8 protein-coding genes are annotated in these 8,449 nt (G+C 43.3%); 2 read left to right on the plus strand and 6 right to left on the minus strand.

The features are described 5' to 3' along the window. Positions 1 to 43 precede the first annotated feature (43 nt). The 3 genes from aceA to IH879_14715 all read right to left on the minus strand — a co-directional run bounded on the left by aceA (position 44) and on the right by IH879_14715 (position 3,342). The gene (gene aceA, locus IH879_14705) at positions 44 to 1,342 is read right to left on the minus strand and encodes an isocitrate lyase (protein MCH7676183.1); all 1,299 of its coding nucleotides are present in this window, start codon (positions 1,340 to 1,342) and stop codon (positions 44 to 46) included. Positions 1,343 to 1,363: 21 nt separating this feature from the next. Continuing rightward, positions 1,364 to 2,959: a malate synthase A gene (locus IH879_14710; GenBank protein ID MCH7676184.1), complete on the minus strand. Its 1,596-nt coding sequence runs from the start codon at positions 2,957 to 2,959 to the stop codon at positions 1,364 to 1,366. A 197-nt stretch (positions 2,960 to 3,156) separates the two neighbouring features. Beyond that, positions 3,157 to 3,342 carry a hypothetical protein gene (locus IH879_14715; GenBank protein ID MCH7676185.1) on the minus strand — a complete coding sequence of 62 codons (186 nt, stop codon included), beginning with the start codon at positions 3,340 to 3,342 and terminating at the stop codon, positions 3,157 to 3,159. Between the two features lie 346 nt (positions 3,343 to 3,688). Here IH879_14715 and IH879_14720 point away from each other — a divergent pair, with 346 nt between their 5' ends. Continuing rightward, a complete protein-coding gene (locus IH879_14720; protein ID MCH7676186.1) occupies positions 3,689 to 5,200 on the plus strand; it encodes a helix-turn-helix domain-containing protein in 1,512 nt (503 codons plus the stop codon). Positions 5,201 to 5,262: 62 nt separating this feature from the next. On the opposite strand, the gene IH879_14725 is transcribed toward IH879_14720, so the two are convergent. From IH879_14725 to IH879_14735, 3 genes are all read right to left on the minus strand, one after another. Continuing rightward, positions 5,263 to 5,652: a co-chaperone GroES gene (locus IH879_14725; protein MCH7676187.1), complete on the minus strand. Its 390-nt coding sequence runs from the start codon at positions 5,650 to 5,652 to the stop codon at positions 5,263 to 5,265. After that, positions 5,652 to 6,119 carry a (2Fe-2S)-binding protein gene (locus IH879_14730; protein MCH7676188.1) on the minus strand — a complete coding sequence of 156 codons (468 nt, stop codon included), beginning with the start codon at positions 6,117 to 6,119 and terminating at the stop codon, positions 5,652 to 5,654. Before IH879_14730 ends, IH879_14725 begins: the two co-directional genes overlap by 1 nt. Positions 6,120 to 6,210: 91 nt before the next feature. Next, a complete protein-coding gene (locus tag IH879_14735; protein MCH7676189.1) occupies positions 6,211 to 7,059 on the minus strand; it encodes an FAD binding domain-containing protein in 849 nt (282 codons plus the stop codon). A gap of 576 nt (positions 7,060 to 7,635) precedes the next feature. Here IH879_14735 and IH879_14740 point away from each other — a divergent pair. Then, positions 7,636 to 8,361, plus strand: coding sequence for a hypothetical protein (locus IH879_14740; GenBank protein ID MCH7676190.1), 726 nt, complete (start codon positions 7,636 to 7,638; stop codon positions 8,359 to 8,361). Positions 8,362 to 8,449 lie beyond the last annotated feature (88 nt).

The following is an 8,449-nucleotide window of genomic DNA, read 5'->3' on the forward strand; positions in this document are numbered from 1 at the left end:
GCCGGGCCCAAACAGCCACCCGGCTTTCGAAGGGAGATTTTATTTACGCTGCCACTGCCTCGGCAAACTGCTCTTCCTCAGTTGAACCTTTTAGTGCGCTGGTCGAAGCCTGGCCGTTGGTGACTGTCATTTGAATAGCATCAAAGTAGCCGGCGCCGACAAACTTCTGGTGTTTGACCGCGCTGTAGCCGGCTTCGCGCTCCAATTCAAATTCCCGTTCCTGCAGCCGCGCATAAGCCGCCATGCCTTCACTTTTGTAGCCGCGTGCCAACTCGAACATGCCGGTGTTCAACGAATGAAAACCTGCCAGGGTCACAAATAGGAATTTGTAACCCATCTCTCCCAACAAATTTTGGAATTCAGCGATGGTTTTGTCATCCAGGTTTGCCTTCCAGTTAAATGAAGGTGAACAATTGTAGGCAAGCAGTTTCCCTGGGAATTTCTCATGAATGGCTTGGGCAAACTCGCGTGCTTCGCCAACATCCGGCTTGGAAGTTTCACACCAGAGCATGTCTGCATAAGGCGCGTATTCAAGAGATCGAGCAATCGCGATTTCAAGGCCGCCGCGAATTCGGCAAAAGCCTTCGGGAGTGGTCTCACCTGTCAAGAAAGGTTCATCGACCGCACCGTAATCGCTTTGCAGCAAGTTGGCGCCATTTGCATCTGTTCTGGCAATTACGACAGTTGGAACCCCGGCGACATCTGCTGCCAGGCGGGCTGAGATAAGCTTTTGAATGAAGGAGTTGTGAGAAACCAAAACCTTGCCGCCCATGTGACCGCATTTCTTCATGGAGGATAACTGATCTTCGAAATGCACCCCGGCGGCTCCGGCCTGGATCATGGCTTTCATCAATTCGAAAGCATTTAAATTGCCGCCAAAGCCGGCTTCAGCGTCCGCTACGATCGGTGCAAACCAGTGGATGCTATTTTTGCCTTCAAGACTGTGAATCTGGTCTGCCCGCTGCAGGGCGTTGTTAATTCTCCTGGCCAGGCTTGGCGCGCTGTCGGCGGGATAGAGGCTTTGATCGGGGTAGGTGAGACCTGCTAAATTTGCGTCAGCCGCTACCTGCCAGCCGCTTAAATAAATTGCTTTTAAGCCGGCTTGAATCATTTGCACGGCCTGATTACCGGTTTGGGCTCCGAGGGCGTTTATGTAAGGCTCGGTGTTGGTCAATTCCCATAATCGTTCTGCTCCCAGACGAGCGAGAGTGTGTTCGATTCGCACCGTGCCCCGCAGCTTGATTACGTCTTCCGCGGTGTAGGTTCTTTCGATTCCGTGCCAGCGTGGGTCTGTTTGCCAGGATTGATTGAGGTCTCTGATTTCATCAAAGTTGTTGTTCATTGCTGTTGCCTCCTGATGCGTTTATAAATGTTTGTAAGCGATTAATGTTAGAAAGTCAGTGAATTTTTCTTCAGTAGCAAATCGGTCAAAAAGTTGACTCGCCAATTCATATTTACCTGAGCTGTAGCGTTCATCTCCGACCATGGATTTGATTTTTTCCTGTTCCTCAGAAAAGCAAGAGCGATACAGCTCAGGCGTCACTTCTCTTCCATCGGAAAGTTTTGTATCCGGATTATGCAGCCACTGCCAGATCTGGGCGCGGGAGATTTCAGCGGTTGCGGCATCTTCCATTAAATTATAAATTCCCACCGCACCTGTGCCGTTCAGCCAGGATTCCAAATATTGCAGAGCTACTCGAATATTGTGTCTCAATCCTTCTTCCGTGATTTCTCCGCCGGGAATGTTGAAATTTAAAAGGTCCTTTGCGGTAATCCGGACATCCTCTCTTTTTCGTTCTTTCTGATGGACGTTGCCGTTTAAAATTTTGTCGAATGGCTCTTTGGCAACTGTCATCAAATCCGGGTGGGCGATCCAGGTGCCATCGAAGCCGTCGTTTGATTCGCGTTCTTTGTCTTCCCGGACCTTTGCCAGGGCAATTTCGGTCACTTCAGGGTCTTTTCGGTTCGGAATGAAAGCGGCCATGCCGCCAATCGCGTGTGCCCCGCGTTTATGACAGGTTGTTACCAGAAGCTCGGTGTACGCGCGCATAAAAGGGACGGTCATGGTAATTTGCGCACGATCCGGAAGCAGGGCGTCCGTCCGGTTTCTGAATTTTTTAATGACGCTGAAAATATAATCCCAGCGGCCGGCGTTAAGCCCGGCAATGTGGTCGCGGAGCTCGTAAAGAATTTCATCCATCTCAAATGCGGCCAGGATAGTTTCGATGAGCACCGTGACTTTAATGGCGCCATGTGGAATACCAAGTTCATCCTGTGCCATACAAAAAACGTCATTCCACAGCCGGGCCTCTAAATGGCTTTCGAGTTTCGGAATGTAAAAATATGGACCGGAACTGTTTTGAAGCAAATTCTTTGCATTGTGATAAAAGTAGAGTCCAAAGTCGAAAATCGATGCCGAAATGGGGTGGCCATTAACCAGTATGTGTTTTTCATTGAGGTGCCAACCGCGTGGCCGGACCAGAAGGGTGGCAATTTCTTCATTTAATTTATATTGTTTGCCGTTTGGATTCGTAAAGGAAATGGTGCGGTTTACTGCGTCGCGAAGGTTGATTTGTCCCTGCACCAGGTTAAACCAGGTAGGTGAGTTAGCATCCTCGAAATCCGCCATGAAAACATTTGAACCGGAATTCAACGCGTTGATCATCATCTTGCGCTCGACCGGTCCGGTGATTTCTATCCGGCGACTTTGCAAATCGTCTGGAATAGGGCCAACCTGCCAGCTTGAATCGTTTCTGATATTGTCTGTTTCCTGGAGAAAATCAGGCATGTTTCCAGCGTCGATTTCAGCTTGCCTTACGATGCGTTTTTCCAGCAGGCTGGCGCGGGTGCCTGCAAACTTGCGCTGCAGTTTCGCTATAAACTGCAAAGCGTCTTCAGTTAAGATTCCCTCAAATTCCCGAGTCACTTCCCCCTTGATTTCAATACCGCTTACGCTCATCTGTGATTTAACTCCTGTTCTTTTTCAAATTCATTGTTAACCTTAAACGATATCGGCAATTTCGTAAAATTTATTAAGCGAAAGTTCGCTGAGTGCAGCAATTCTACGAAACATGAGCCTGATAATCGCAGCAGTACAAATTCCAATAGGCAAGACTTATTTTACTGGATATCTGCGCAAGCTTGCTCCCTAAATCCCTAGCTTTTTCTAAAAGAAACCAGGGCTTCTTCAAATCTACCGAGATCAAAAAGGAGGCTGCCTGTATTTATAGTAGGCAGGAGCATGATTCGGCCTTGATGCAATTTCCCGATTAAAAACAGCCAGGGAGTCGCGGTGCCTCCGCAAACCATAAGGTCTCTTGCTTCTTTGATGTTTACGCTCATCATTTTTCTCTTAAAATTTCATACTCGGTGAAGTATACAAAGAGCAGTCTAATTTTGGTAAGCGAAATTTCGCTAAGTTTAAGTAATTCTCTTTGAGCGTTATATACTTTCATGGCGTAGATTTGCGGAAACAAAAAAAATAATTAATTGCGAAAAAAATAAGAAATTCGCTTTTGGTGAAAAATAGTTTGCTAAAATTAAAAATAATGTGGATATTTGAACAATCACGAATTACATAAAATTATGGAACTGAGAAGCGAATAGCGAAAAAGCGAGGAACGATGTTCGAAGTCTTATGCTCTTTTTTGCGCTCTACGCTTTTCGCTATTCGATAATAGGGAAAGAAATGGAAGTTGGTGGAGAAAATTTACGCCTTATCCTCGGGCTGAAATTAAAACAATTTCGGCTTAAAAAAGAAATGCAGTTAAAAGACTTGGCCAGGAAATCCGGGCTATCTATTTCTTTTTTAAGCGAAATTGAAAAAGGCAAAAAATATCCCAAGCCCGAAAAAATCATGCTTTTGGCCCAGGCTTTGGATATTTCTTTCGACGACCTGGTGTCTCTGAAAGTCGATGAAGAGCTTGACGGCCTCACCTCGCTCCTTAATTCTCCTTTTTTAAAAGAATTTCCTTTTGAACTGTTCGGAATCACTCCCCGGGACTTGATGGATCTGGCGAAGGATTCACCCGCGAAAGCCGGTGCCTTTATCCGAACATTTTTGGAAATCGGCGAAAGCTATAATATGCGCGTCGAGCATTTTTTGCTGGCGGCGCTACGGTCATACCAGAAAATTCACTTAAATTATTTTGAAGATATCGAGAAAGCTGTTATTGGTTTTCTAAAAGAGAACCAAATGCCCGTTGAGCCTTTGGTGGAATTTGGGCAACTGCGTTCAATTTTCATTAGAAAATATGGTTTTGCTTTAGAAGAAACTACATTCGATGAATTCCCTGAGTTACAAGGCTTCCGTTCGATTTGGATCGATACCGAGCCCCCAAAACTGATTGTTAATAAGAATTTGCTGCCAAGTCAAAAGGCTTTTATTTTGGGACGTGAACTTGGTTATTCCCATTTGGATTTATCGGAACGTGCCAAAACATCGTCCTGGCTGAAAGTCGAGTCGTTTGAACAGGTTTTGAATAATTTCCAAGCATCTTATTTTGCAGGAGCCTTACTGATAAATCGTAAACTTCTGCAGAAGGACTTGAAACAGTTTTTCAAAAAGAAGAAATGGGATGGGCAGGGCTTTTTGGACCTGATGAAAAAATATGATGCAACACCTGAAATGTTTCTTTATCGACTCAGCCAGCTCATTCCGAAACTGTTTAATCTTCGCGAAATTTACTATTTACGTTTTAACAACAAGGCCGGTTTGGACAAGTATCCTTTAACCAAAGAGCTGAATATGTCGCGGGTGCGTGTACCTCACGGGATTGGACTCAATGAACACTATTGCCGTCGTTGGCTTTCTATAGGCCTGCTTAAAAAGTTAGCGGCTCAGCAAGAAAAAGGTCCGGTGAAGGAGACGCTCATTGCCGCGCAGCGATCCCATTTTATCGGGGGGGGAGACGAGTTTTTTACGGTGACGTTGGCGCGTCCTTTGGCCTTAACCGAGAGAGCTAATTCAAGTATCTCAATCGGATTTTTGATCAACGAAGAATTCAAGAACACTGTCAGCTTTTGGAATGATTCTGCGATCCCCAAAGTAGAAGTGAACGAAACTTGCGAGCGCTGCGAACTTTCCGAGGCACAATGTTCCGACCGGGTTGCACCGCCTGTTTTTTTTCTGCAGGAGCAAAGTCATTTGCAGAGGGAACGCGCGTTGGAAAGATTTATTGGGAAAATGAAAGGCAATTAAAAACGAAATGAAAATAGAGAATAGAGCTATTTATTTTTAATCAGTGGGCAGACAAAATTTTACTAAATATCCGAATCTAAATCAAAATCTGTTATATCGTCGCGCATGAGTACTAAGATTGCCGACTGAGGGACGACGACATAGTGCTTGCGTTCAAATTCAATTTCTACGCCGGCGGTACTTATGTAAATTGCATAATCCCCCACATTTGCCTGCAGCGGGATGTATTTCGTGTCCTGTTTTGGTGATGAAGACCAGGGCTCCTCACTGATCGAATTAGGATCCGGCATGGGGTAGCCCGGTCCAACTTTAACCACGTAACCACCCCGAACTTTTTCTTTCTCTTTAACTCCCGGCGGCAGATAGAGTCCAAATTCTGTGCGGTTTTTACTATCATCCGGGGAAATTAGAATTCGATCGCCAACAACGATAAGCTGCTTTTTTCTTGCCATTACCACTTTCCTTGCATTTTTTTAATTGCCCCTAAAATTGCTTGAACCGGCTTTACGCTTCGAGTGCACCGACATAAATTTCCAGCCAGAGCATCCACCAATTCTTCTTCCGTGGGGTCGGGAATTTTATCCAAAAGTGCTTTCATAGACATCAACATTCCCGGAATGCAGAAACCACAGTCGCTGTCCCCAAAATCCATTAATGTTTCTTTTACCGGAGAGAATTCACTTTTTTCGCTAACGCCTTCAAAAGTTGTAATTGCTTTTCCATTTACTTGCACGGCCAACATGATACACGAATTGACTGCCAGCCCATCGGCAATGACCGTGCAATTTCCGCAGTCTCCGGTTTCGCAGCCGTGTCCAACGCTCCAAAGTCCCTGCGAACGCAATAAATCCATCAAAGTCTGGTTTACCGGGACGTCCAGCGTTTTCTTGCGATTGTTAATTGTGAGACTGATTTTCATTTTATGCAATTTTTAACCTGAAGGGTCGTCTTGTGAAATACATCTTTCTGAATAAGCGGTTTACTTTTAAACCCTTCAGCGGTTTACTTTGTCATGTAACGGATTGAGCGGCATTTTCCAAACATTGTAGCAATGCTTTCTTTACGACTGATCGGCTCACCTCTTTACGGTATTCTTTACTTGCCAAAGAATCAGAAATGGGCACATATTGTTCGGAAGCTTTATCCGCGGCCGTTTCAATATTTGCAGTGGTAAACGAGTTGCCTTCTAAGTATTCTTCGATTTCATGCAGACGTTGTGGAACCCGTTCGGTACCTGTAATTGCAATTTTCGCGATCTGACATTCTCTTTTTTTCATCGTTATTCGTGCGCAGGCACAAATCAATGGCTTTCCGTTATAAAAAATTGGAGCCAGCCCTGCAAAAGTTTGCGGTTCCATTGCCGGAATAATAACTTCAACCAACAGACCGCCTCCGAGATTCTTTTTGTTAAGGAAAATGTTCATGGCCAGAGCAAATTCCTCACCGCCAACAATCCGAACTTGAGCTTGCAAGATCAGCAGCGCACAATAAAGCGTAGAAAGAGAGTTTGTAGTGACAAGCTCCCCCCCGAGTGTTGAGACGTTTCGTATCATTTTTGAATGATGACTTAGTTGCGCAGCTTGGGACAGGATTCCGTTTGCAAGGTTTTTTAACTTCTGACTTTCAACCAATTTTTGCAAAGGGGTTGTGGCTCCAATTCTGGTTAAACCAGCATTATTATTTATATAATCAAGATCTAGACAGGTGATGTCGACCAGCTCCTGGACAATGTTATTTTGAGTATGCTGCAGTTTTGTGCCACCGGCAAGAATGAGTATGGAGCCTGAGTTTTTTTCAAGAAGAGCTAAGGTCTCCGGAATTGTTTTTGGGCGAAAAAGGTTTTTTAGATTTGAAAGCACGGTTTGAGAGTTGTTTTAATTTGTAATCAATATAGAATAATTTCATACTGTTGTCAATATTATTTTTATTCTCATTCACTCCAGAATTTGCTTTCCATCTTGCCTCGAATTAGTTTGATTGCCCACTGATTGAAGAATCTCTCTGCTAAATAACACGGATTGAAAACTCACACAGATAAAAGAATAAGAGCTTTCAGAACCAGATATTCCTTTTAGAATCAAAAATTAATAGAGAAAAAATGATTCCTCAATACTAATCAAATTCGAGTTTTTAAAATCGGTGTAAGTTTTCAATCCGTGTTTTAAAAGCAAATGAATGTTACAACAAAAATACTTGTTTTTTGTTGATTAATTATTATATTAAAGCTGGTTAAATTTAAGTTCATTTAAAAGTGGATACGATAGTAATTCAAATGAATAAAACTATTTTTCGGAGAAAAAGAATTAAACCAATACTCAATTTCAAAATCTTATTGGTATTCATTCAAAACCAAATATAAAATGCACCCAATTTTGAGGTGCATTTTTTTTTGGTAGTTATTAGAGAGTTTTGTATAAAATTTTTTGGAGGTAAAATTGAAAACAATGTTAAATAGCTTGATGCAATTGCAAAGTGTAGATAATAAATTGCAGGCACTTGAAGCATTAAAAGGTGATTTGCCACAACAAATCCAAAAACTAAATGATGAATTGCAGAGTTTGAAGGATCGGCACGAGGCTGAAAAGAATTCGCTGGTGGCGGCGAAAAAATCCAAATTGCATTGGGAAGGCGAGCTAAAAGTAATAGAAGAAAAACTGAATAAATATCAAGAGCAGTTGTATGCTGTTACGACCAATAAAGAATATGATGCCATTACAATTGAAATAGATACCGCGAAAGAAAAGAAGGACGAGTCAGAAAATAAAATTCTGGAGCTGATAGAAGAAGAAGAAACGCGAACTGAAGAAGAAAAGAACCTGGCTGCACAAGTTGAGACGTGGCAGGAGAATCTAATTGAAAAGGAAAAAGAACTGCAAGAAAAAATTCAGGCGACCGAAAAGGAAAGTCTTTCTTATGAAGATAGACGTAAAGAATTGAGCAGCTCGGTCCAACGGAATGTACTGTATCAATATGAACGCATACGCAAAGGACTTGGGAATTCAGCAGTCGCGGAAGTAAGAAACTATGCATGCGATAGATGTTTGAGTACCATTCCCCCACAGAGGGTGGTCGAGATCAAAATGATGAACCAGTTGATATTGTGCGAGTCCTGCGGGAGAATTTTAGTGCACAAAAGCGAAAATGAATTGGTTACGAATTAAAAGCCCGGGGGACTTGAATTCGCCTTTTTTAAATCACCTTTTTATAAAGAAGCAATCCAAAGTAGTCCAGGCGATCGCGTCCCGACAC

It is taken from the genome of candidate division KSB1 bacterium, from assembly GCA_022562085.1.
GTDB lineage: Bacteria > Zhuqueibacterota > Zhuqueibacteria > Oceanimicrobiales > Oceanimicrobiaceae > Oceanimicrobium.

Excerpts from the sequence above, each read along its gene's own strand:
- aceA (MCH7676183.1), bottom strand. The coding sequence starts at position 1,342 with ATGAACAACAACTTTGATGAAATCAGAGACCTCAATCAATCCTGGCAA.
- IH879_14710 (MCH7676184.1), bottom strand. The coding sequence starts at position 2,959 with ATGAGCGTAAGCGGTATTGAAATCAAGGGGGAAGTGACTCGGGAATTT.
- IH879_14715 (MCH7676185.1), bottom strand. The coding sequence starts at position 3,342 with ATGAGCGTAAACATCAAAGAAGCAAGAGACCTTATGGTTTGCGGAGGC.
- IH879_14720 (MCH7676186.1), top strand. The coding sequence starts at position 3,689 with ATGGAAGTTGGTGGAGAAAATTTACGCCTTATCCTCGGGCTGAAATTA.
- IH879_14725 (MCH7676187.1), bottom strand. The coding sequence starts at position 5,652 with ATGGCAAGAAAAAAGCAGCTTATCGTTGTTGGCGATCGAATTCTAATT.
- IH879_14730 (MCH7676188.1), bottom strand. The coding sequence starts at position 6,119 with ATGAAAATCAGTCTCACAATTAACAATCGCAAGAAAACGCTGGACGTC.